The following is a 22,849-nucleotide window of genomic DNA, read 5'->3' as shown; positions in this document are numbered from 1 at the left end:
AGATGAGCGTAAGCGTAATCGAAATAAACGATTTAACGAAGACTTACGGCAGCGCAAGAGGAATCTCAAATTTAAGCTTTACGGTCGAGCAAGGTGAAATATTTGGTTTTATCGGTCCTAATGGAGCGGGAAAGTCCACCACGATTCGGACCCTGCTTGGTCTCATTAAGCCAACAAGCGGCAGTGCAGCCATCTTCGGCAAGGATATGTTGCGGCATGGGACGGAGATCAGGAAGGAGATCGGTTACCTTCCTTCAGAAGTGTTTTACTATGACAATATGAAAGTGAAGGACTTGTTAAGCTATTCTGCAAGTTTCTATAAGAAGGATTGTCGGTCGCGATTCAAGGAATTAGCCGATATTATGAATCTTGATTTAAACAAGAAGATCGATGATTTGTCGCTGGGCAATAAGAAGAAGGTAGGGATTGTACAAGGATTGTTGCATGAACCGAAACTGATCATATTGGATGAGCCGACGAGCGGATTAGATCCGTTGATGCAGCAGAAGTTCTTTGAGCTGCTAGAGCAGGAAAACAAGAAGGGAGCGACAATTCTATTCTCCTCTCATATCTTGAGTGAGGTCCAGCGCTTATGTGATCGCGTGGCGATTATCAAGGAGGGCAGGCTTGTGAAAATGGAGAAGGTGAGCGCGCTGCAATCAGACAGCTACAAGAGAATTAAGCTGGAAACTACTTCTCCGATTGCGTCTGATTATTTTCAATTTAGCGGTGTAAATGAATTGAAGGTTGAAGGTTCGATGATCCAGTTCTTATATAAAGGCAATTTGAATGTGATTACGGCTAAGCTTGCAGCAATTGAGATCAGTAATTTGTGGCTGGAGGAGCCGGATCTAGAAGAGATCTTTATGCATTATTATGAGCGGGAGGACTGAGCAGTGATGAACATGTATTGCTATGAGCTAAAGGCTTATCGTAAGTTCAACCTCATCTGGACTGCTGCGTTGGTTGCGCTGGCCGCTTTTATGTTGTCTATGTTCCCGACATTTAACCATGATGCGGAACAGTTTAAGACACTGCTGAGAAGTATGCCGGAGGCCGTTTTGCATGCGGTGGGCATTCAAATTGAATCGATCACTTCACTGTTAGGGTTTTACTCCTATGCGTTTATGTATGTGACATTGTGTGGCGCCATCCAAGCGATGAATCTGGGGGTTTCGATTATATCCAGGGAATCGCGTGAAAAGACGGCTGACTTTCTGCTAACGAAACCTGTGGCGCGTTCTAGCATCATGACAGCGAAGCTGCTTGCTGCATGTACTTCGCTGATACTGACCAATCTAGTATATATAATCGCAGCTAGCGGGCTGGCTTTACTTGTGAGTGCAGAATCGTTTGATTTGCACCTACTATTGCTGGTATCGGTGACGTTGTTATTTGTGCAGCTTCTATTTCTGTCGCTGGGTGTTCTGACAGCCGTACTTATACCCAAAATAAGAGCTGTGCTGCCTATTTCGCTCGGAGCCGTATTCGCGTTCTTTTTAATTGGCATTTTAGGCGCTTCGACCGGGGACGATAAGCTGCGTATGTTAACGCCCTTCAAATATTTTGACGCTGCTTATATTGTGCAGCATCATGGTTATGAAGTTGTTTATATGTGGGCGGCGCTGGTTGTTGTCGTTACGTCGATAATGGTTAGTTATATCGTGTACATGAAGCGGGATGTGCATACGGTTTAGACGACGAGATGATGCAGATGGACAATGTTGTAACTTACAGGTGACATAAGAGGGGGCTCTACGTTGAATATATTTAGGCGTGAATTAAAGGCTGCTCGCAAGTCATTGATCCTTTGGTGCATCGCAATCGTCGTGATGGTAGCATCGGGTATGGGCAAATATGCGGGGATGTCGATGTCTGGCACAGGTCAGTCCATGAATGATCTCGTAGCTGATATGCCTAAGTCTCTGCAGATCATTATGGGAATTGGCACATTTGATTTGTCAAAAGCAAGCGGTTATTACGGGGTGCTGTTCTTGTATCTGCTTATGATGGCCACGATCCATGCGGCTATGCTCGGCGCGAACATCATCTCGAAGGAGGAGCGGGACAAGACAGCTGAGTTCCTACTCGTAAAGCCGGTCTCCAGGAGCTTTGTGTTAACGGCGAAGCTGCTGGCCGCCGTGGTTAATGTGGCCGTGGTGGGTCTGGTCATGTGGATTTCCTCCGTGACGATGGTTAACTATTACAGTAACGGTGAGTATGTGAATGGAGATATTGCACTTATGATGGCAGGGATGTTTATATTGCAGTTATTGTTCCTGCTCGTGGGTGCTATGATCGCGGCAGTCAGCCGTAATCCTAAACGTGCAGTCTCCTGGTCAGCAGCAGCCTTATTAGTCGCTTTTATGTTGTCGCTTGGGATAGATCTAAGCGGCAACCTGGATGTGTTGGCTTACGTGACGCCATTTAAGTATTTTGAAGCTAAAAAAGTAATGTACGGCGGTGGCTTGTCTATGGTTTCCGTATGGTTGTCAGTGGTGATTATCGCGGTCTGCTCGACGATGACCTATGTGGGGTATAATAAGCGGGACTTGAATATGTAACACGATATAGTAATAAATCAGAATGATGGCAGACCGGTCGCTGAGGCGGCAACCGGTCTACTTGTGTTGATCAGGCTACTATTTTTTCTTAATCGGTATCCAGACTTCGAACTGATAGTCTTCGGAAGATGGATTGCCCGACGGATATACCTCCAATTCAGGTCCATCTGCATGTTCATATCCGGTGGCAGGGAACCATTCTTGGAAGATTCGCTCCCACAGCTGCTGCATCGCATGCGGCATAGCACCTGAAGCAGGGAAGACAGCCCAAGTGTTGGCCGGGACCAAATAAGAGTCCAGTGTTGTGTCCTCTACAGCTTGATTGCTTTCAACAGCAATCCAATAGCTCATCTCTTCAGTGTCATGTTTAAAATCGGTGCAGATACCAAGAAAATGATGGGTTGGTTCAAGCTCGGCTAGTCGACAATATGTTCCGTCCTCATTGCATTGTCCCCAAAATTCTGGAATGCGTCGTAAGTTTTCGCCATCTTTGGTCGTAGTATGAAGTGCCTTGCCAATTGCATGAAAGGCGGGTTTGTCTACTAATTTGTATTCCATTTCCTTGTCTCCCTTCAAAGATAGATGAAATGCCAAGCAAGGGAAGGCTTTTAGTGAGGCTCCCGGTTGACGCGCAGCAGAAGGTGTGATGCCATGCGCTTTGCGAAAGGCCTTCGTAAATGATTCTGGTGAATCATAGCCGTATTTGAACGACACATCAACCACTTTGGCGGAAGAAGAGGCCAGCTCCTGTGCCGCCAGCGTCAATTTACGTTTGCGCATGTACTCTGCAATGGTATATCCCGTTACGATATGGAACATACGTTGAAAATGAAAGGAAGAAGTCTGTGCCGTGCGTGCGATCTCATCCATATCAAGCTTATCTTCCATCCTGCTTTCAATCAGTTCCAAGACGGCTTCCATTCGAGTCAACCACTCCAAAAGCCTCCACCTCTTTCATATGTTTATCCTATCATTAGGGAATTGAATTTTCCTGTCCTTCCGTGCGAAGTTCGAACAGGGTATTTCATTATTTATTACCAATTTATGTAATCCTCAATAGAATTGTATAGCAGCGTACAAAGGGCAGTCTTCATCACCGATGACACAAGGGCTAGAGTAAAGCACTTGGTAGGTGGAAGGAAAATAGCAGATCAGCACGAATATGTAAATTATATACTATTTTAAATCCAAGTACAGCTGTAAGATAGGCGCTATTTTTGATAAAAAGGAGATTCAACATGAACATACGTAAGCTGAAAATTGATGAATTATATCCAATGGAATTGTTACTGCTGGCAGACCCTTCACGTGCCATTGTAGAGGAATATATCCAGCGCGGGCACTGTTACATAGCGGAACATAACAATTACGTCGTTGGGGTGTACGTACTCTTGCCGACGAGACCGTCAACGGTAGAGCTTGTTAATGTGGCGGTTGCTGAAGAGCACCATGGCAGAGGTATAGGGAAGGGGTTGGTACGCCATGCACTTGAGACAGCTAAATCACTGGGCTACAGCACAGTGGAGCTTGGTACCGGTAATTCAAGTGTAGGTCAGCTAGCGCTCTACCAGAAATGCGGGTTTAGAATTGTGGGAATCGATCAGGACTTCTTTGTACGGCATTATCCGGAGCCTATCTTTGAAAATGAGATTCAATGCAGAGATATGATTCGCCTATCTCAGGATTTGTAATCCCTAATGCTGGTAAAGGAATAGGATTGTCAGCGTTTTGCAAACGAAGGGAATATAATCGGTCTTTGAGCAAGAGCCATTAAAAGGGGATGACATGGTGGCAAATGGGCAGCATTTGTTTACAGAAGAGCAGCTTCAACTTTCCGCACAACGACTTGGTATAGAGGTTGATCGTTTATATCCTATCGGCGGGTTCGAAAATATTATTTACGGATTTGAGCAAGGAGGTCGCGACCTCATTCTCCGTATATCCCATAGTGCACATCGTTCAGCAGCACAAATTGAGTCCGAACTGGATTGGGTTCACTTCCTCGCCGAGCAGGGTGTCCGCGTCGTCTGTCCAATGCCTTTTTCCTCCGGTCAGTTCATAGAAAGGCTTGAAGCTGAGGAAGGATACTTTACATTGGCTGTATTTGAAAAGGCGGAGGGTTCGCATGTGAATGCTTCTCATGAGCTGTGGGGCCCGCACCTTTTTGAGTTATGGGGAGAGATAACGGGTGATATGCACGCCAAGACGGTGGGTTACCGAGTAGCAGAAGGCTTGGAGTCGAGGCCGCATCAGGATGATCTGGGCCTGGCAGTCGATCGGTTTAGTGATGTAGAGCATGAGCTTTATCACAAGCTAAGCGAGGTCTCCGCAGCCATTGATGCCTTACCGCGTGTGACGGATCACTATGGCCTATGCCATCGAGATTTGCATCAATCGAACTTTTTTGTAGATTCATCTGGCATTACGGCATTTGACTTCGACGATTGTGGTTATGATTACTTCCTGCAGGATATTGCAATCGCAGTCTTTTACGGCTCCGTATTCGGCAACAAGCAGCAGATCGAATATGAAGAGGCTCGCGTATCAACAGCTGCAAATGAGGTGTTTCGGCACTTTATGACGGGATACAATCGGAAGTATCAATTGGATAAGAAATGGTTGGTGCACCTCCCTCTATTCATCGAAAAGAGACGTGTTGAATTAACGCTGCTGCTCTACACAATTTGGGGTTCACAGGCAGTCGATGAGAATAAACGTGCATGGCTAGCCCATAATGTAGACGGAATACGAAATGGCATCCCTTGCATGCAGCTTCTCCTCTAAACAATTCTACAGGCATGTAGCCCTGCTGCTGAGCATGTTGGATGCTAGTGATGCTAGTATACATACGGAGTTCTGCAGCTACTTGACTGCGTCGTTCAGCTTGGGGATCGTCTTTATATAAACGGCAAATGAAATCGGAGTTGTTATAACGTGATGTATATTTGCGTTGAAAAGGGCCCAAATCGCTTCGAGGTGTTAGAAACTCTGGTCGTTGTATCTTACTGCTAGCTGTCGTGGTAAAATAAAGAACAAATGTTCTCTAATACTCAACGATAGGTGATATCATGCCGAGCTTGATCTATATAGCTGTAAGGACGCTGGTCGAATATGTATATCGCAGCGGAAGCATTGACGTAGGTTTTCGGACAACGAGCACGATGGCAGAAGGGACGAAGGCGCATCAGAAGATACAGCGGACTTATGGGGAGCAAGATCAGAAGGAAGTACATCTATACACGGAGATTGCTTGTGACGAGTATGTGTTTGGGATCGAGGGAAGATGTGACGGGCTGCTAGTACAGGACGGTCAGTTGACCATAGACGAGATCAAATCTACTGCAAAGGATATAGATCTGATCACGCCAGATGCGTTTCCTGTCCACTGGGCACAGGCGAAGTGTTATGCCTATATGTATGCTAAGGAGCATCAAGTGGATAAGATGCGAATTCAGTTGACCTATGTGCAGGTGGATACGGAGCAGCAGAAGCGCTTTGTGCAGGAGGTTGCATATGGGGAGCTGGAGCAGTGGATAATGGATCTCCTTAGGCGGTATGCGCCCTACGCAGATTTGCTTTATCAGCACAGATGCAGCAGGAATAAGAGTATCGAGCGATTATCTTTTCCGTTTGATGCTTATCGGGCAGGACAACGCAGGCTGGCAGGTGCTGTGTATCGCACGATTGAAGAAGGCGTGTCGCTGTATGTTAAGGCGCCAACAGGGATTGGCAAGACGATCTCGACGATATTTCCAGCCATCAAAGCAATTGGACAAGGCCTGCTTGAGCATCTGTTTTATTTGACAGCCAAGACCATTACGCGCACAGCAGCAGAGGATGCTTTTGTCCATTTGCGAACGAATGGGCTTGTGGTGCACAGTGTGACGCTGACCGCCAAGGAGAAGGTATGTTTCCAAGCGGAGATGAGCTGCCGGAAGGAAGATTGCCCCTATGCGGATGGCTACTATGATCGATTAAATGGTGGCATGTTGGATATGCTCTCCCAAGAGACGTTGATGACACGACCCGTCATTGAACATTACGCACAAAAGCACCGTTTGTGCCCCTTTGAACTGTCGTTGGATGCTGCCTATGCGGCGGATGTTGTCATAGGGGACTATAACTATATTTTTGATCCGCGTGTTTCTTTAAAACGAATGTTGGCGGAGCGCAGAAATCAGACCGCTTTGTTAGTCGATGAGGCCCATAACTTGGTCGATCGGGCAAGGGAGATGTTCTCGAGTACTTTAGTCAAGTCGACATTCCTCGCTTTGCAGAGGGAGTTCAAGACCAGGAGTGTTGAGATTTACCAATCCTCCAAAGCTATTAATGATTACTTTGTGCGGTTTCGCAAGCTGAGTGAAGATAAGTATCGTGTAGAGAAAGAACGACCAGAGGAATTAGTAGCATTGGTAGAAACCTTTGTGTTGCAGGCAGAGAGGCAGCTTGCGTCATCTGGGGGTGCAGAGCCCAGTCCACTGCTTTTGGATACGTATTTTGCGGCACAAAGCTTTGTTCGAATCGGAAAGTTATTTGATGAGAAGTATGTTGCCTATGCCGAAATAGACAGAAGCGAGGTGCGATTGAGGCTATTTTGCCTTGACCCTTCTTATCTGCTGACTCAGATGGGTAAGGGATTTCGGTCGCATATTTACTTTTCGGCCACGCTGTCTCCGATCTCTTACTACAGAGATATGCTAGGAGCTGGCGAGGGAGATTATTCGCTGTCTCTTGCTACACCTTTTTCTGCGGACCAGTTGAAAGTATCAGTACTACCTGTGTCTACCCGTTATCATGACAGGGAGCGAACAAAAGAGAGGGTTGCTCAACTGTTACAACAGTTGGTGGAGAATCGGCAGGGCAACTATTTGTTCTTTTTCCCATCCTATGCTTATATGAATCTCGTGTACGAAACTTTTGTGGAAGAAGAACGGCCAGATGTGGATGTGATCGTGCAGCAGGTGGATATGACGGAAGAGGAACGAGAGCGGTATTTGACCGCGTTTCAGGCTGACAATGGCCGTACGTTGGTTGGATTTGCGGTGATGGGCGGCATATTTTCAGAAGGCATTGATCTAGTTGGGGATCGTTTGACCGGAGTTGTCGTCGTTGGTGTAGGACTTCCACAGCTCGGATTGGAGCGAGATATATTACGTGATTATTTTAATGGGATAGGCAAACGGGGGTATGATTATGCTTATGTCTACCCTGGTATGAACAAGGTACTGCAGGCAGGAGGAAGACTCATCCGATCAGAGCAGGATCGGGGGATACTAGTGCTAGTGGATGACCGGTATTTGCAGGGGCACTATAGAAGCTTGCTGCCGGAGGAATGGCGCGATTACACCGTGTTAAATGTAAGGGATTAGCATGATTGATTTAATATTGGATACCTTCCCGTAATAATAAGGCTGAGCGGATAATCCACCCAGCCTTCATGTATATGAGAAAAAGTGGTCGGTGTAATTAGGGGCAAATACAAGTAGAAGTCATTTGGGGATAAAACGTCAAAGCGGACAATTCTATTTTCGCCGCGCGCGTCGAGCTCTTACGATTTTGATGCTGGACAACTGTCTTGCTGTGAGTGGTTGGGCGTAAGCTGGGCTGGTCTGTCGCTTTCCTTTTACGCGTCCAGTTGATCCAGCGGGTCTGGCAACCAGCACATTAAATGCTTGAGCGAACCAGTTGAAAGGATAACTGATAGAGCGTAGACCGTTAGAAGTAGAAGCGTAATTGACTGCGGCTGCAAAGCTGTCGCTGTCCCGAAGCCATACGGAACCCGAATCGCCCGGCAAAGATACAGCAGAGCTGCCTAGTACGACTGTTTGATTGCGGAACAATATAGTACCTAGTCCGCCGTAGGTGCCGTAATCGACATTAAAGTCTGAATTTACGGATTCAACCGTACCTCTGACAAACCCTGTCGTGCGGCCTGATTTTTTAAAACGTTCACCAACGCGATAGGTCAGCAAATGGCCGGGAATGACGCCAACACCTGCATAACGGGGATTAAGGAGGCTATTGCTAAGCGGAATTGAAGTTGCTGCATCAAGGAAGTTAGTTGCGTTTGGCTGCAGTCTTATGAACCGTTCGAGTCGTCCGATACGATCCGTGACGGTATTTCCGCCGTCTGCGGCTCCTGGTTGAACGGTCTCGGAGAACCCAGCAGTATTGTTGCGATTTAACACGTGGTTATTGCTGCAAATGAGCAATTGATTGCGCTGCGGGTTGTTAATTACGATCAGACCGGCTGTCCCAGATACGCCGCCGGATCCTGGAATACTGGGGTATCCGACGCTGTAGCCAGCTGGCACGGGACGGATTCGATCGCGCAATTGACTGATTGTAGCCTTATTGGCTTTGATGTGACCCGACACGATAACTCGTATTGGTACGGATACCGATGATCCTCCACTGCTGGTCGTTACGGCACTAGGTATGGAAAGCTTCGCTGCGGCCGATGCTTTCGCAGTATAAACGATGACGCTTGCCCCTTTACTTGGCTTGGCGGGATTCACGTATCCCACACCGATGCCTACAATCCCTTTTTTCTTGAGATAAGCTGGTGCCAAGCGTGTTTTGGCTTTATAGGCTTCATGAAAGCTGGCCATAGGTTCCCTCTTTTCTTTGAAATTCCATCCTATTTTATGCGATGTCATTAGGCGAGGGACTAGGCGATATTACTAATTTAGGGATATGAGTCTAAATGAGCCTGATGCAAGCGCATCAACTGACACTTAGGGAATCATATTAGCAAACAAAGAAAGAGACACCAGCCTAGGTGGTGTCCCGTTAAGAAGTAATATTTTATTTGACCCACTGCACTACTTGTCCTATCGTTTGACGAGTCTTGGGGTAGGGATTACTGACATGATAACCAAAGGCAACCATACAAGAAATACCAAGTTAGTCTCCCGTAATAATTCCTTCTTCTCTTAAAATGACTGTTCTTTCTGTATTCATTGGTTTCCCTGAAGGTGGAATATTCCTTGACACAGCTTGGACGAATGCCGGTGCCCATCATTCTACTGATGCGAGATTGGGCAAGGAAAATAGAGATATCTTTTATTAGAATAGCTTAAAGCAGGATGATTTGGTGGGGCAGTGTGAGACTTAAGGCAAGGGTGTTTTTTAAGGCTGATGGACTAGCCATAATGAGCGGATGAATATTGATCTTATACAGTTATGACTATTAGATGAATTTGTGAAGCGCACATAGTCGTTTGCTTCTTCTTTTTTCTGGAACCAAACCGTTCGTTTCATTATTTATGGTATGCTAGTGCAAAGGTCACATAGATATAGCCATCGTATGGAAGCTGATAGATAAAGGACGGGTTGAGGCATGTCGACAGCGGGTTGTGCAGTAGAGGGTGCAGGTGCTCATTCATGGTAATAGCAGATATAGCTTCTTATTTGACAGAAGAACATTTGACGGCATTTATGGAGACGTTCCGTTCCTTTGGACCGCTTCCCGGCATTCTGCTGACATTTATGAAATCATTTATACCGCCACTCCCTACGATGATCATCGTAGGTGTGAATGCTGCCGTATATGGATTGTGGTTAGGATTCCTCTATTCATGGATTGGGATTGTCAGTGGTTGCCTGGTCACATTTCTGATCATACGCAAAATAGCGGGGCATCGGTATTTGGAACGCTGGTCACAGAAGCCCAAAGTACAAAAAGCGATGCTGTGGGTACGCCACAATGCATTTAGCTATGTGTTTTTATTAAGTATTTTCCCAGTAGGCCCGTTTGTTATTATTAACATGGTAGCTGCGGTCGCGCAAATGCGGCTGCGCTCGTACTTGATTGCGATTCTGTTTGGGAAAGCATTGATGGTATTCTCTGTTTCTATTATCGGACATGATCTGGAGAGATTTGTTCGTCATCCGATTGAGTTAATATACGTTGTTTTATTTATAGGCATATCTTTATTTATTAGCAAGAAGATTGAAGCTCGGTTTACTAAAGCTACGGCCAAGCATCAGGAGTCGAAGTCGGCTGCAGCAGCAGATCAACGGCAATCCATGTAATTTTTAATGACTGTCAGCCTTTTGAGTGCCATTAGATGAATACGAAGCAGCCCGAAGAGTAGTTGCAACTGCTCTCCGGGCTTTTTGCTGTCTGCTTTGCCTCAGCTTGTGTTCACTCTAAACAGGATCTGGAGTTGTAGAAAACAAAGGACATCACATTTGATGTAATGTATGTAAGTTAATATGACATGAATTCGGATTTTGATCCGTGTGAATGGATTTCTTATGGGATTCAGCTTATTTAATACGTTAAATTTAGTGTTTTTAAGCAGATAATTTATAAATTTAAAAAGTTATGTTATATATATTGACATAAATGTGCTGTATCTTTAAAATACTAAGAAAATGATTTGGTTTGTGTTATGTAACATTACATCTATTAAGGGTTTTTGCTTCTAGACGTGAACAAATGCAAGAAATATAACATCATATTAGATTGCGAAGGGACTGGTCAGAATGGAGTTAGGAACTAGCGCAATATGGACAATGTTGGGGGCAATATTGGTGTTATTTATGCAGTGTGGGTTCATTATGTTAGAAGCAGGTTCTACACAAATGAAAAATGCAGGCCATATAGCAGGTAAAACCGTGTTTTCTGTGGCAATTGTGTCGCTGGTGTTTTGGGCGGTTGGCTATGCTATTATTTTCGGTACACAGGGCGGCCCTATAATAGGCTGGGGCGATTTCTTTGCGTTTGATATGAAGGAAGTGCCGGAAGGAAGCGCGATAGCACCGACGGTTATGTTTATGTTCCAATTGGCATTTGCCGCGATTTCGATGTCTGTAGCTTGGGGAGGCTTTGCAGAAAGAGCAAAGCTGTCAGTGTATTTAATCTTTGCAGTAATCTTCTCTGCTGTAATCTATCCGGTCATTGCGCATTGGATATGGGGTGGCGGATGGCTTGCCGAACATGGGAAGCAAGATTATGCGGGCTCAACTGTTGTTCACTTAACGGGAGCAATGGCCGCATTGGCCGCTACCATACTGCTTAAGCCGCGTCTTGGCAAATATCATCCATCTGGAAAGCCCAATGAGATTCCAGGGCATAACCAGGTATTTACCACCTTAGGTGTCATGCTGTTGTGGATCGGCTGGTTTGGTTTTAATGCAGGTAGTACCATTACGGCGGGGGATGGCAGCTTTTTCGGATTTATAGCTGTGAATACGCAGTTGGGCGCGGCAGCTGGGGCTGCAGCTGCCTTGTTAATCTCTTGGGTACTGATGGGCAAAGCTGATATCCCTACAATGCTTAATGGTGCATTGGCGGGGCTTGTTGCAATCACCGCATCCTGTGCTTTTGTGGAATCTTGGGCGGCTATCGTAATCGGCTTAGTTGCAGGTGGGCTCGTATATGGAAGCATGCGAATGTTTGACAAGCTAGGTATTGATGATCCGATCTACGCATTATCTGTTCACGGGATGGCCGGAGTATGGGGGACGTTATCTAATGGCTTATTTGCTGCACCTGAGCTGGTGGATAAAGTAGGTGTTGGCAAGCCAGGCTTGTTCTATGGTGGCGGACTGGAGCAATTGGGGGTTCAAGCAATGGGCGTTGCGGTCTGTGCCGCATTTGCTTTCTTTGCTTCGTATGCAGTCCTTGCCATTATGAAGGCAGTGATGGGGCTTCGGGTTACAGAGGAAGAAGAACTGGTCGGTCTAGATATGAGCGAGCATGGCTCTTATGGCTATCCAGAGCAGATGAAAAGTGTAACTTCTCACCGTTAAGATAGATGATGAAGTAAGCCTGAGTATGCTAACTATTTCATAGGTCCAATTCAATGACAAAAAAGCAGCCATCCAGTGAAAGGATGGCTGCTTTGTCGTGGTTGCGTGGCTACTTGAGCTCTTGGCTCTTACAAGTAACCCCAGATCATCGTAAACAGTGTACCAAAGATCGTGACCAGACCAACAAACAGCGCGTAAGCGATATTGGTATAGTTCGAAGCTTTGTTCGACTTGTCTTCGTCAATGTGCATAAACATAAACAACTGAACAGCTGCTTGGATGGCAGCACAGATGAGTAGAATCGTAAGTCCTGTCGTAAAAGACATATCCCAGACGATGACCGCTAGCGCGACTACAGAAAGGATGAGAGAGAAGACGTATCCCATCACATGACGAATCGGGAATAGTTGTTTCATGTCACATCAATCCTTTCAAGTATACAAAGCTGAAGATAAAGATCCAGACAACGTCAAGGAAGTGCCAGTACAGCGAGAAAATAAACGATTTGTTCGTTGTGTCGTGTGTAAAGCCTTCACGCTGGGTTTGAATCATAATGCCTGAACCCCATAACAGACCCATTGTAACGTGGGCTCCGTGCGTGCCTAACAAGACAAACAAGCTGGACAAGAACGCAGACGTTTGCAAAGTTGCGCCTTCGTGAACATAAGTGACGAACTCATAGATTTCGATCCCTAAGAACCCGAGACCTAGCAGCAAAGTGATCGCCATAAACGTCATAAATGGCTTCTTCATACCTAAGCGCATGGCATGAATAGCTAGACCGCACGTAAAGCTACTTGTTAAAAGCAAGAACGTTTCCAGCAATACAGGCTTGATCTGGAATATTTCTGCAGCCGAAGGGCCAGTGCCCGAACGGGTCCAAAGCGTAAAGTAAACGGCAAACAGAGTCGAGAAGAGCACGATCTCCGCGCCGAGGAAGATCCAGAAGCCAAAGATGCGGTTACTGTTCTCTTCCGTCTGATATTCTAGCGGCAGCGTGTTATCGATCTTCATGCTTTATCACCCCGCAATTGTTGTTCCGTCTTGTTGATTTCCTTCACCGATATATGACGACCATGATCACGTTCAAAGGAACGCACTGCAAGCATAATCACAATCGCGACACCCGAAATGATTGCTGGTGTCCACCAGCTGAATATCATAAAGAATCCGAAGAAGAAGAAAATAACACCAAGTACGAATGGCTGCCCGTTGTTGTTAGGCATATGAATCTCTTCAATCTTATCTTCAAATAAAGGCTGTTTGTCTTTCTTCCAGAACCAGAATGCATCCAAGCTTTTCACATTTGGAGTGACCGCAAAGTTGTATTCAGGAACAGGACTGTGTGTTGCCCATTCAAGTGTACGTGCATCCCACGGATCGCTTGTTGTATCGCGCGGCTCGTATCTGAAACTCCAGTAGATGCTGTATACGAGCACTGCAAAACCGATAGCAAGTCCAATGGAACCAATTGTCGCAAGCAAGTTAAGCGGCCCGAAGCCGGTACTTGCAGAATACGTGTACATACGGCGTGTCATTCCTTTTAGTCCCAAGAAGAACAATGGCAAGAATGTCACGTTAAAGCAGATTGCAATTAACCAGAATGCAAGCTTACCAAGACGCTCGTTCAGGCGGAAGCCGAACAATTTAGGGAACCAGTAGTACATACCTGCGATAACCGCAAATACTGTACCTGGAATCAATACGTAGTGGAAGTGAGCAACCAGGAACATCGTGTTATGGTACTGATAATCGGCACTCGCCATTGCAAGCATAACGCCGGTTACGCCACCGATCGTAAAGATCGGAATAAACGCGAGTGAATAAAGCATCGGTGTTGTAAACTGTATCCTACCCTTATGGAGGGTGAAGAGCCAGTTAAATATTTTGACCCCGGTCGGAATGGCAATTGCCATCGTCGTAACGGAGAAGAATCCGTTAACCATAGCTCCGTGTCCCATCGTATAGAAGTGATGCGCCCATACAAGGAAGGACAAGAGTGAAATCGCGACCATACTGATGACCATCGATTTGTATCCATAAAGATTTTTGCGTGAGAATGTAGAAATAATTTCACTGTAAATACCGAATGCAGGCAATACAACGATATATACCTCTGGATGGCCCCATACCCAGAACAGGTTGGCCCAGAGCATATCCATACCGCCGTTCGCCATCGTAAAGAATTGTGCGCCGAACATACGGTCGAACATCATTAGCGCCAGCGCAACTGTCAAGACAGGGAACGCAAATACGATAATGACACATGTAATTAATACGGACCATGTAAACATAGGCATACGCATTAATTTCATGCCTGGAGCACGCATTTTGAGAATCGTAACGATAAAGTTAACACCTGTCATTAACGTACCGATACCTGCAATCTGCAATGCAATCGAGTAGAAGTTGTTACCTACTGTTGGGCTAAGCTCAAGACTTGCAAGCGGGAAGTAAGCCGTCCAACCTGCATCTGGAGATCCACCGATAACAAAAGAAATGTTAAACAGCATGGCTCCTGAGAAGAAGAGCCAGAAGCTTACCGCATTCAGGCGTGGGAACGCAACGTCGCGTGCACCAATCTGGAGCGGAATAACTACGTTCATCAAGCCGATAATAAATGGCATTGCCATAAATAAGATCATAATGATGCCGTGAGTCGTAAATACTTCATTATAGTGCTGCGCATCCAAGAACTTCATGTCTGGTCCTGCGAGCTGCGTACGCATCATAAGCGCATCTACACCGCCGCGGAACAGCATGACAAGTGCGGATAGAATATACATGATACCGATTTTCTTGTGATCGACAGTAGTCAGCCACTCACGCCAGAGATAGCCCCACTTCTTAAAGTAGGTTAAGCCTACAAGGATGGCAAGTGATACAAGCACGATGCTGACCATAGCGCCATAGATCATCGGTTCGCCGGTAACGAAAAATTCGTCCCATTTCATACTGAGTTGACTCCTTTCTGTTTCTTTCTAGTTGCCGTGCTGAGCATGGTCAGTTTTTTTGTTGTCCATATCCATTTGGGAATGATCCATCTTGGAGTGATCCATCTTCGAATGGTCCATTTCCTTGTCTGTTTCGTTATTGGAGTCAGCATCAGAAGATCCGTGGTTATGTCCGCCATTAGCGCCTTCTGGTGCTGGTCTGAATGTTAAGTGATTAGACGAATAAGATTTACGGCCGAGATGATCGGCTTCAAGCAAGCTGTCAAACTCAGCTTCTGTTAATGCCGGAGCGGTCTGCTTCACTTCATTGACCCAGTCCGTATAACCTTTAGGTGACATCGCTAGCACTTCGAAGTCCATGTGGGCAAAACCTTTACCCGAGAAGTTCGAGTTTTTGCCGACAAAAGAGCCTTCATGCTCTGCAACAAGGTTTAATTTCGTAACCATGTCGCTCATGGCGTACTTCTGTCCGCCGAGTTGTGGTACCCAGAAGCTCGTAATCGGTCCGAATGAATACAAACGGAATTGAACCGGGCGGTTGGTCGGGATGTTGACATAGTTAACGGTCTCAACTCCCTCTTCCGGATAGCTGAAATGCCATTTCCAGTCTGAAGATGAAGCATAAATAATTAATGGCTTCTGATCCTCATAGCCTACTGGTGTTGTTTCTACTGCATTGGTCGAACGAATCGTCACGACTGACAGAATAACAACGATGATGACCGGAATGATCGTCCAAGTGATTTCCATCCATTTGCTGCCCTCTTCATGTGGCGGTTCATAGTCTGGTGCTGCTTTGGACGCGCGATACTTCGTCAGCATGTAGATGTACAGTACATAGACGACTAACAATACAACTGCCATGACAATCATGGAGAAGATGATGACGTCCGATTGGGTCTTGGCTACTGGGCCTTTTGGATTCAGAACCGCAAGTGAATCACAGCCGGTCAACAGCACAAGAAGAGCTGTAAATACGGTGAGTAACAACCCTTTCTTTTTCATTAACGTACCCCTTTCTCTGTGGTGGACAATATATTAAGATTGTTGGGATAATCCAATCTGCGACCATGGTCTATCTTATTGAAGTAACACCATAAAAACAAACCAAAGAGAAAACCAAAATTGACAGCAAAAACCAGATATGGTGGCAATATTTGAGCGTCTCATGCTTGAATTTGCTTGAATTTGCTTGAATTGTGAGGAATATCACTGAATTTGGCCGAAAACAGGCGTTTTCAAAATTTGTACACAATTGTTGAATTAGCGATAGAATTTGCAATATTGTCACAAATTAGTGCCAGATTGTGCTCTAATTCACTTAATTTTGGCCGGATTTGTTCTAGGAGTACAGATTGGTTACCATTATGTAAACATTTCTAGGACGTATGAAGTAGATGTCTCGGTGAACAAACCTTGAACATTATGTGTTCAAAAAGTGAAAACAGCCTCAACCGAAGTTAAGACTGCCTCAAGTTAGCTTAAATATACTTTTAATTTCATCATTTACGTTTTGTTCCATCTACCGTATAACGATCTGTAATATGGCGCCCTCCGCCTGCCTTCTCGGAATACTTAATCTCGTTCCGCATCGAGTCATACTCGTAGCCGTCCTCAAGAAAAAGATGTTTGACTTCAAGCTTGAATTTGGCGGCGCATTCAGGGCATAAATAGCCGCGTTGAATAGTCTTGTCACAGAAATAACATTCGTAATGCAAGTTCGGATAATCTTGTACGTATAATTTACCTTCGTTAATGTATCGAATGATCTTGCCAGCAGGCACTTCAGTGGCTTCGCTCAGATCTTGAATCGTGCTGTCGCGATGTTTTTTTAGATAGGCTGCGCAGCGGTCTAGCTCGGACCGAATAAATGCAAAACAGTCGGGGCAGTACACGGAATAATACTTTTGAAAAATTTTGCCGCACCGTTTGCAGTTATCCACATTTATAGTCATGAAAGACACCTCGATGATGTAAAAGTAATAAATTAATAGGACATTGTGCTTATATATTATACCTTTTTAGTAGGAAAAAAGGGGTGTTTGGTTTCAGTTTGCAGGTTTCGTTATAATAAAGAAGGAGACTCCTGATGCTGTTATGCAGGTCTCTTATAACTATTATCGGAATTGGAGGCGAGAGTATGTTAGTGGTAACGAATACGATTCGAATTAAATCTGGGTTTGGGAAGCAGGTGTCTGAGCGGTTTGCTTCGGCAAAGGGTGTTCAGCAAATGCCGGGATTCGTACGTCTGGAAGTATGGCTTGGCGACGGCAAGGAAGGCGAAGAAGAACTTAAGGTCTGTACCATGTGGGAGAACGAGGAATCGTTCAAAGCTTGGACTTCGAGCGAAGCTTTCCGTCAAGCGCACCGTGGATCAGGCGACAGTAAAGAGTACATGCTGGGCGCCTCGTTAAATAAATATGAGCTAGTGGTCAGTCAAGATACACCTTAACATTTACATAGAAATACTAGGAGGAATTACAGATGGACTTAAAGAATAAAGCAGCTATTATTACCGGAGCAGGTAAAGGTATTGGCAGAGCCATTGCGGTATCGTTGGCTAAGGAAGGTACTCATCTAGGTCTAATTGCCCGTACCACTTCTGATCTGGAAGCACTTCGCTCGGAACTGACAGAACAGTACGGCATTCGTGTCAGCTTGGCAACTGCGGATATTTCTGTACAAGAAGAGGCTGAACGTGCGGTGGCATCCTTAATTGAAGAATTGGGTACCGTGGATATTCTCATCAACAATGCAGGCGTAGCCAAATTTGGCACATTGGTCGATATGGATCCGCAAGAGTGGGAGCGTATTATTCGTATTAATTTGATGGGGACTTATTACGTGACGCGTGCTGCATTGCCAACTATGATCGCCAACAATATAGGTAACGTCATTAACGTTGCTTCTACGGCTGGTGAACGTGGATTTGCGACGGGCTCTGCGTATAATGCCTCAAAGTTTGCCGTGATGGGGATGACGGAGGCGTTGATGCAAGAGGTGCGCAAGTATAATATTCGTGTTGTGGCCTTAACACCAAGCACGGTAAATACGGACTTGGCTCGGGATGCCGGATTGAAGACGGATGATGGCGATAGCATCATGCAGCCGGAAGACGTGGCCGAATTGGCGCTGGCTACATTAAAGCTGCCACAGCGTGTATTTGTGAAGACCGCAGGTATTTGGTCGACGAATCCACAGTAACGGTAGGACCTTAGTCCATGAACGGCAATTTAGAGTAAGGGTCTGCTTTGCAGTATGAAGACGGCAGTCTGTAATCAATGAGAAACTTTTGAATAATGCAAGTGGTGCGTCTAGAGCAGCAGAACCTGATGTATGGACTGAATTGAGCCCCCAAGGAGGACGCTTTGAGAAAAGTGACCCTTTTGGGGGTTATTTGCATTTTAATCAAGGTAATTGATGAGGAGCGCTTCCAATGTTAGACACTGGAGATGGAGGGCAATAGTTATTGATAAAGATTCTCAAGGGGACTAAAATAACATTTGTACATATTAGAAAAGGGATATACAAATCTTAATCCTATAATGATTGGGAGGATGAACATGAGTTGGTTATGGTATGCGATAGCATCCGCTGCAATGGCAGCGCTAGTATCCATATTCGGCAAGATCGGTTTAAACCAAGTGGATGCGAATACGGCGACGACGATTCGAGCTGCCATTATGATGCTGTTTTTATTTGGTGTATTAGCGTTGCAAGGAAAATTAACGATGATTGGGGAGGTGCTGGCAAATAAAAAGGCGATGCTGTTTATCGTCTTAAGCGGTGTAGCCGGTGCGCTGTCCTGGTTGTTCTATTTCTTGGCTATCCAGAAGGGTGACGTTTCCAAAGTAGCGCCAATTGATAAATTCAGTGTGGTGCTGGCCGTAGGATTTGCACTGTTGTTTTTGGGTGAGAAGCTCTCATTCTGGGGGGCAGTTGGCGTGGGGCTCATTGCGGTGGGCGTTATGATTACGGCGTTTGCGGCATAGAAAAGGCTTAGCTTGCGTATTCGAGAGTGCTCTTCGCTTGGCAAGATGATGCGTATTTCCCCTGAGCGGAATCCACATATCAGCAGTCTCAATGGGCTGTGTACAAGCTTGTATTTTCCTGGGCAATGCTGCAACAGCGAAATAAGTTGTATTACATCATAACAAGATTCGATTGCACAGCGAATAACCTTAACAGGGAAACCTCCCCCTTTAGGGGAGATCACATCATGGACGTATACAAGCAATAACAGGCATAGAGTAGGCTCAAATTAAGGACTGCAGCCTGCCTTTCGTTTAAGACAACTTGTATTCTAATTCTAATCTTTCATGGCTTATGAATACTTAACTGCGTGATTTCTCAAACAGATGAAATCCATTTTTAATACCTCGATGCGTATATCCAAGGCTGCTGTAGAAGGAAAATAACCGCATATTTTCTTCAATACAGTCCAGTCGGATTTGGTGTTTGCCTGTAAATTCAATCCCGTTCTCTACCCATTCCATAACAGAAGAGCCGAGTCCTGAACCTGCATAATCCCGGTTAATGGCAAGGCGGTGTACATATATAGATGAATCGTGGCCCTCATTTCCCCATAGCTCGATGTCCCAAGGGCTTGGATGTTTCAGCAGCATCACCACTGCTGCAAGCGTACCCCCTTCATGGAATACAAATACATCTCCGCGGATGATTGCGTTGCTCGTGCCGTGTACGTCCTCGCCGCTGAGCAGAGAGTTCCACTGCGTAGAGCCTTGGCTGTGCAGCCACTCCGCTGTCTTAGCGAGCAGGTTCATTACGGCGCCAGTATCCGCTTCGGTAGCTTGTCGGACTTCTAAGCGGTCTAATATGCAGCGCTTTTGCAAGGTATAATGTGTCATCAGAACCTCCCATTTTACATGCTACTTTAGTTATATCGAAAGTAAAATCACTTGGCAAGTTATCCGTTGAGAAACGTCAAGAATGGCTGAAGTAAGTAGGAGAGCTTGTTCACAAGGCCAGTAGTCCCAAAAGTCCTGGAAAGAAGCTGCCGCCTCAGGAGCTTCTTGTAGGGATTTTGTTGTTAGTTGAGCCGTGTAGGTTTGATGATTAATCATTTTTACAGGATAAATTGAAGAAAATAAGCTATTATCATATGTAGCAAGTGCTATTACAGTACGTTTATTGAAGGGGTATGAATGTGACTTTAGGACGTTTTATGCAGCTAGTTGAAATCAAAACAAAAGCGGCCAGCATGATTCCATTTGCTATCGGATCGCTGTATGCGGTTTACCGCTTCCACGAGTTTCAGTGGCTTCATTTTGTGCTTATGTTTGTGTCGCTGCTCAGCTTTGACATGGCGACAACAGCCATTAACAACTACATCGACTATAAGAAAGCCGTCAAGACGCAAGGGTATGGTTATGAAGAGCACAATGCCATTGTCAAATACGGAATCAAGGAGTGGACGGTAGTAGGCATTATCTTTATCTTGTTAGGGACGGCAGGGGTGGCCGGATTTATTTTGTTCTTACATACAAATTTAGTCGTGCTGCTTTTGGGTGGTTTATCATTTCTGGTCGGTATTCTCTATTCCTTCGGTCCTATTCCGATTTCGCGAATGCCGCTTGGTGAGATTTTCTCGGGCTTGTTTATGGGGTTTGTGATTATTTTTATTTCCACATATGTGCATGTTGGGCAGGGTCAGCTTGTATCCTTGCTATATGATAACGGCTTGCTGCATGTTGACATCAATATACTGGAGGTGCTGCTTGTTTTCTTTATATCCTCTCCTGCTATTATGGGGATCGCTAACATTATGCTGGCGAACAATATTAGCGACATGGAAGATGATATTGAGAACCGTCGGTATACGCTTCCTGTCTATATTGGTAAGCTTAATGCACTGAGGTTGTTCCGATATGCATACTGGGCAGCTTACTTGGATCTAATCGTATTGTGGGCTTTGGGCGTTCATCCTGCGATTCTTTTGCTGGTACTGCTTACTTACATACCAATCAACCGCAATATAAAGCTTTTTGAAGCCAAGCAAACCAAGAAGGACACGTTTATTTTATCGGTAAGAAATTTTATGATTACCAATGTGGCACGTATTGCAGCATTGGGTGCAGCTATTTTGCTGTCTCAATGGTAGCGATAACGTATTGAGCATCGGCTGTTGCAACCTCCATTAATCCCGTGAAACGGTAGGCTTTCAGGGATGATGGGGGTTGTTTTGTTGGAAGCGTATGTTGAGATTTTACTTACAGTGAGGTAGGCGCAGTAACTTAACATTAAAATATTAATACCAGACCTGGTGTTAAGCAGCAAATAAATAATTTTACATATATATGAAAAAGTGATATCATTAAGATATCAAAAATATAAACTTGTTCTTAGGGAGTGATGACCGTGTTCAAAGAAGAGAAATGCTCTAGCTTGAATGGTTTTGCTGCTCTATTGCTTATCGCGGCTATGATTGCAGCGGGAGTTTACATGCTCACGATAGAAACGACGACGACTATCGTAGCCGGAATCGTTGTATCAAGCTTAGCCGCAATTTTGCTCACTGGATTGACAATCGTACAGCCTAATCAAGCTCACGTAGTTACGTTTTTCGGACGTTATTTAGGTGTCATTCGAGAGAGCGGCTTCTATATGATCATTCCGTTCTCAAGCCGTAAGCGGATATCGCTCCGTGTACGCAACTTTAACAGCGTTAAGCTCAAAGTAAACGACGTGGATGGCAATCCAATTGAGATTGCAGCAGTTGTCGTATTTTCCGTAGTGGACTCGGCCAAGGCCCTGTTCGAGGTGGATGAATATGAGAAGTTCGTCGAGATTCAGAGCGAGACGGCCCTTCGGCATGTGGCAAGCAAATACCCATATGATTCGGTGGAAGCAGGGGTGTTTTCTTTACGCGGCAATACGGAGGAGATTGCAGGGGAGCTTAGCGATGAGCTTCAGAATCGATTGGCAATCGCGGGTGTCAAAGTGATAGAGTCTCGCTTGACACACCTCGCGTACTCTACTGAGATCGCCAGCGCGATGCTTCAACGTCAACAAGCAGCAGCTATCATTGCTGCACGCGAGAAGATTGTGGACGGCGCTGTTACGATGGTACAGCTTGCCATTGAACGTTTGCAAGCAGATGGCATTGTTGAACTTGACGATGAACGTAAAGCAGCTATGATTAATAACTTACTCGTTGCCGTAGTTTCTGATCGCTCTGCCCAGCCGGTCATTAACACCGGTACGATCTACTAACGAGCAGGCCGATTAATGGCCAGCAAGAAGAAGAGCTTCCCACTCCGTCTAGACCCAAGCGTGTATGAGGCTTTGGAACGCTGGGCATCCGATGAATTCCGAAGCGTAAATGGGCATATGGAGTTCTTGTTGAGGGAGGCGCTCCGGGAAGCGGGAAGACTTCCGTCTATTCGTCGCCAAACGTCCCCTGAACCTGTGTCAGAGCCGATACATCCACAAGTGGATCCGAGTATCGAAGGCTAGTCGGATTTTAAACGTTATCGACTGATTAGAACATAGACAGTTCAATGACCAATACAAGCCCCCTTGCCATCCTGAATCAGGAGGCAAGGGGGC

Annotated in this window: 23 protein-coding genes; 15 read left to right on the top strand and 8 right to left on the bottom strand. The window is 45.5% G+C overall.

What is annotated here, in order from left to right:
• Positions 1-2 precede the first annotated feature (2 nt).
• From MH117_RS12480 to MH117_RS12470, 3 genes are all read left to right on the top strand, one after another.
• Complete coding sequence (locus tag MH117_RS12480; protein ID WP_239329041.1) at positions 3-893, top strand: ABC transporter ATP-binding protein; 891 nt, start codon at positions 3-5, stop codon at positions 891-893.
• Between the two features lie 6 nt (positions 894-899).
• On the top strand, positions 900-1,697 hold the full coding sequence (locus MH117_RS12475) for an ABC transporter permease subunit (protein WP_239329040.1): 798 nt from the start codon (positions 900-902) through the stop codon (positions 1,695-1,697).
• 63 nt (positions 1,698-1,760) lie between these two features.
• Positions 1,761-2,564 (top strand): ABC transporter permease subunit, encoded by an 804-nt coding sequence (locus MH117_RS12470; protein WP_239329039.1) that lies wholly within the window; start codon positions 1,761-1,763, stop codon positions 2,562-2,564.
• A 78-nt stretch (positions 2,565-2,642) separates the two neighbouring features.
• On the opposite strand, the gene MH117_RS12465 is transcribed toward MH117_RS12470, so the two are convergent.
• On the bottom strand, positions 2,643-3,503 hold the full coding sequence (locus MH117_RS12465) for an AraC family transcriptional regulator (protein ID WP_239329038.1): 861 nt from the start codon (positions 3,501-3,503) through the stop codon (positions 2,643-2,645).
• A gap of 299 nt (positions 3,504-3,802) precedes the next feature.
• On the opposite strand from MH117_RS12465, the gene MH117_RS12460 reads away from it, so the two are divergent.
• The 3 genes from MH117_RS12460 to MH117_RS12450 all read left to right on the top strand — a co-directional run bounded on the left by MH117_RS12460 (position 3,803) and on the right by MH117_RS12450 (position 7,933).
• The gene (locus MH117_RS12460; RefSeq protein ID WP_239329037.1) at positions 3,803-4,255 is read left to right on the top strand and encodes a GNAT family N-acetyltransferase; all 453 of its coding nucleotides are present in this window, start codon (positions 3,803-3,805) and stop codon (positions 4,253-4,255) included.
• A gap of 97 nt (positions 4,256-4,352) precedes the next feature.
• Positions 4,353-5,348: a phosphotransferase enzyme family protein gene (locus tag MH117_RS12455; protein WP_239329036.1), complete on the top strand. Its 996-nt coding sequence runs from the start codon at positions 4,353-4,355 to the stop codon at positions 5,346-5,348.
• Between the two features lie 284 nt (positions 5,349-5,632).
• Entirely contained in the window at positions 5,633-7,933 is a 2,301-nt protein-coding gene (locus tag MH117_RS12450; RefSeq protein ID WP_239329035.1) for an ATP-dependent DNA helicase, read from the top strand.
• A 153-nt stretch (positions 7,934-8,086) separates the two neighbouring features.
• Here the strand turns inward: MH117_RS12450 and MH117_RS12445 are convergent, their stop codons facing one another.
• Positions 8,087-9,175, bottom strand: coding sequence for a S1 family peptidase (locus tag MH117_RS12445; protein WP_239329034.1), 1,089 nt, complete (start codon positions 9,173-9,175; stop codon positions 8,087-8,089).
• A 351-nt stretch (positions 9,176-9,526) separates the two neighbouring features.
• Here MH117_RS12445 and MH117_RS26825 point away from each other — a divergent pair, with 351 nt between their 5' ends.
• The 3 genes from MH117_RS26825 to MH117_RS12435 all read left to right on the top strand — a co-directional run bounded on the left by MH117_RS26825 (position 9,527) and on the right by MH117_RS12435 (position 12,326).
• On the top strand, positions 9,527-9,646 hold the full coding sequence (locus MH117_RS26825) for a winged helix-turn-helix transcriptional regulator (protein WP_350338967.1): 120 nt from the start codon (positions 9,527-9,529) through the stop codon (positions 9,644-9,646).
• A 304-nt stretch (positions 9,647-9,950) separates the two neighbouring features.
• The gene (locus MH117_RS12440; RefSeq protein WP_239329032.1) at positions 9,951-10,601 is read left to right on the top strand and encodes a TVP38/TMEM64 family protein; all 651 of its coding nucleotides are present in this window, start codon (positions 9,951-9,953) and stop codon (positions 10,599-10,601) included.
• 456 nt (positions 10,602-11,057) lie between these two features.
• Positions 11,058-12,326, top strand: a complete 1,269-nt coding sequence (locus MH117_RS12435) for an ammonium transporter (RefSeq protein WP_239329030.1) — start codon at positions 11,058-11,060, stop codon at positions 12,324-12,326.
• 128 nt (positions 12,327-12,454) lie between these two features.
• Here MH117_RS12435 and qoxD read toward each other — a convergent pair whose 3' ends face one another.
• From qoxD to MH117_RS12410, 5 genes are all read right to left on the bottom strand, one after another.
• The gene (gene qoxD, locus MH117_RS12430) at positions 12,455-12,742 is read right to left on the bottom strand and encodes a cytochrome aa3 quinol oxidase subunit IV (RefSeq protein ID WP_239329028.1); all 288 of its coding nucleotides are present in this window, start codon (positions 12,740-12,742) and stop codon (positions 12,455-12,457) included.
• A gap of 1 nt (position 12,743) precedes the next feature.
• Positions 12,744-13,340: a cytochrome aa3 quinol oxidase subunit III gene (qoxC, locus tag MH117_RS12425; protein WP_239329027.1), complete on the bottom strand. Its 597-nt coding sequence runs from the start codon at positions 13,338-13,340 to the stop codon at positions 12,744-12,746.
• A complete protein-coding gene (gene qoxB / locus MH117_RS12420; RefSeq protein WP_239329026.1) occupies positions 13,337-15,280 on the bottom strand; it encodes a cytochrome aa3 quinol oxidase subunit I in 1,944 nt (647 codons plus the stop codon). The genes qoxC and qoxB overlap by 4 nt, the downstream gene beginning before the upstream one ends.
• A gap of 27 nt (positions 15,281-15,307) precedes the next feature.
• On the bottom strand, positions 15,308-16,285 hold the full coding sequence (gene qoxA, locus MH117_RS12415; protein ID WP_239329025.1) for a cytochrome aa3 quinol oxidase subunit II: 978 nt from the start codon (positions 16,283-16,285) through the stop codon (positions 15,308-15,310).
• 497 nt (positions 16,286-16,782) lie between these two features.
• Positions 16,783-17,235, bottom strand: a complete 453-nt coding sequence (locus MH117_RS12410) for a flagellar protein (RefSeq protein ID WP_239329024.1) — start codon at positions 17,233-17,235, stop codon at positions 16,783-16,785.
• A gap of 185 nt (positions 17,236-17,420) precedes the next feature.
• Between MH117_RS12410 and MH117_RS12405 the strand changes: the two genes are divergently transcribed.
• From MH117_RS12405 to MH117_RS12395, 3 genes are all read left to right on the top strand, one after another.
• Positions 17,421-17,732: an antibiotic biosynthesis monooxygenase gene (locus MH117_RS12405; protein ID WP_239329023.1), complete on the top strand. Its 312-nt coding sequence runs from the start codon at positions 17,421-17,423 to the stop codon at positions 17,730-17,732.
• A 32-nt stretch (positions 17,733-17,764) separates the two neighbouring features.
• Entirely contained in the window at positions 17,765-18,484 is a 720-nt protein-coding gene (locus MH117_RS12400; RefSeq protein WP_239329022.1) for a 3-ketoacyl-ACP reductase, read from the top strand.
• 359 nt (positions 18,485-18,843) lie between these two features.
• Entirely contained in the window at positions 18,844-19,272 is a 429-nt protein-coding gene (locus MH117_RS12395) for an EamA family transporter (protein ID WP_239329021.1), read from the top strand.
• A 342-nt stretch (positions 19,273-19,614) separates the two neighbouring features.
• Here the strand turns inward: MH117_RS12395 and MH117_RS12390 are convergent, their stop codons facing one another.
• On the bottom strand, positions 19,615-20,148 hold the full coding sequence (locus tag MH117_RS12390) for a GNAT family N-acetyltransferase (protein WP_239329020.1): 534 nt from the start codon (positions 20,146-20,148) through the stop codon (positions 19,615-19,617).
• A gap of 299 nt (positions 20,149-20,447) precedes the next feature.
• Here MH117_RS12390 and MH117_RS12385 point away from each other — a divergent pair, with 299 nt between their 5' ends.
• The 3 genes from MH117_RS12385 (at position 20,448) to MH117_RS12375 (ending at position 22,756) form a co-directional block, all read left to right on the top strand.
• The gene (locus MH117_RS12385) at positions 20,448-21,401 is read left to right on the top strand and encodes a 1,4-dihydroxy-2-naphthoate polyprenyltransferase (RefSeq protein WP_239329018.1); all 954 of its coding nucleotides are present in this window, start codon (positions 20,448-20,450) and stop codon (positions 21,399-21,401) included.
• A 251-nt stretch (positions 21,402-21,652) separates the two neighbouring features.
• Positions 21,653-22,513, top strand: a complete 861-nt coding sequence (locus MH117_RS12380) for an SPFH domain-containing protein (RefSeq protein WP_239329017.1) — start codon at positions 21,653-21,655, stop codon at positions 22,511-22,513.
• Positions 22,514-22,528: 15 nt separating this feature from the next.
• Entirely contained in the window at positions 22,529-22,756 is a 228-nt protein-coding gene (locus tag MH117_RS12375) for a type II toxin-antitoxin system antitoxin (RefSeq protein ID WP_239329016.1), read from the top strand.
• Positions 22,757-22,849: the final 93 nt, after the last annotated feature.

The sequence above is a fragment of the Paenibacillus sp. ACRRX genome (assembly GCF_022346885.1).
Taxonomy (GTDB): Bacteria; Bacillota; Bacilli; order Paenibacillales; family Paenibacillaceae; genus Paenibacillus_B.
Note: the sequence above shows the minus strand (reverse complement) of the source record. Positions and strands in the feature narration are given on the sequence as shown.

What these genes read in the sequence shown, in the direction of transcription:
- MH117_RS12445 (WP_239329034.1), bottom strand. Translation starts at nt 9,175, where the DNA reads ATGGCCAGCTTTCATGAAGCCTATAAAGCCAAAACACGCTTGGCACCA.
- MH117_RS12435 (WP_239329030.1), top strand. Translation starts at nt 11,058, where the DNA reads ATGGAGTTAGGAACTAGCGCAATATGGACAATGTTGGGGGCAATATTG.
- qoxB (WP_239329026.1), bottom strand. Translation starts at nt 15,280, where the DNA reads ATGAAATGGGACGAATTTTTCGTTACCGGCGAACCGATGATCTATGGC.
- MH117_RS12480 (WP_239329041.1), top strand. Translation starts at nt 3, where the DNA reads ATGAGCGTAAGCGTAATCGAAATAAACGATTTAACGAAGACTTACGGC.
- qoxA (WP_239329025.1), bottom strand. Translation starts at nt 16,285, where the DNA reads ATGAAAAAGAAAGGGTTGTTACTCACCGTATTTACAGCTCTTCTTGTG.
- MH117_RS12390 (WP_239329020.1), bottom strand. Translation starts at nt 20,148, where the DNA reads ATGACACATTATACCTTGCAAAAGCGCTGCATATTAGACCGCTTAGAA.
- MH117_RS12410 (WP_239329024.1), bottom strand. Translation starts at nt 17,235, where the DNA reads ATGACTATAAATGTGGATAACTGCAAACGGTGCGGCAAAATTTTTCAA.
- MH117_RS12395 (WP_239329021.1), top strand. Translation starts at nt 18,844, where the DNA reads ATGAGTTGGTTATGGTATGCGATAGCATCCGCTGCAATGGCAGCGCTA.
- MH117_RS12460 (WP_239329037.1), top strand. Translation starts at nt 3,803, where the DNA reads ATGAACATACGTAAGCTGAAAATTGATGAATTATATCCAATGGAATTG.
- MH117_RS12375 (WP_239329016.1), top strand. Translation starts at nt 22,529, where the DNA reads ATGGCCAGCAAGAAGAAGAGCTTCCCACTCCGTCTAGACCCAAGCGTG.
- MH117_RS12400 (WP_239329022.1), top strand. Translation starts at nt 17,765, where the DNA reads ATGGACTTAAAGAATAAAGCAGCTATTATTACCGGAGCAGGTAAAGGT.
- MH117_RS12405 (WP_239329023.1), top strand. Translation starts at nt 17,421, where the DNA reads ATGTTAGTGGTAACGAATACGATTCGAATTAAATCTGGGTTTGGGAAG.
- MH117_RS12440 (WP_239329032.1), top strand. Translation starts at nt 9,951, where the DNA reads ATGGTAATAGCAGATATAGCTTCTTATTTGACAGAAGAACATTTGACG.
- qoxD (WP_239329028.1), bottom strand. Translation starts at nt 12,742, where the DNA reads ATGAAACAACTATTCCCGATTCGTCATGTGATGGGATACGTCTTCTCT.
- MH117_RS12380 (WP_239329017.1), top strand. Translation starts at nt 21,653, where the DNA reads ATGACCGTGTTCAAAGAAGAGAAATGCTCTAGCTTGAATGGTTTTGCT.
- MH117_RS12450 (WP_239329035.1), top strand. Translation starts at nt 5,633, where the DNA reads ATGCCGAGCTTGATCTATATAGCTGTAAGGACGCTGGTCGAATATGTA.
- MH117_RS12475 (WP_239329040.1), top strand. Translation starts at nt 900, where the DNA reads ATGAACATGTATTGCTATGAGCTAAAGGCTTATCGTAAGTTCAACCTC.
- qoxC (WP_239329027.1), bottom strand. Translation starts at nt 13,340, where the DNA reads ATGAAGATCGATAACACGCTGCCGCTAGAATATCAGACGGAAGAGAAC.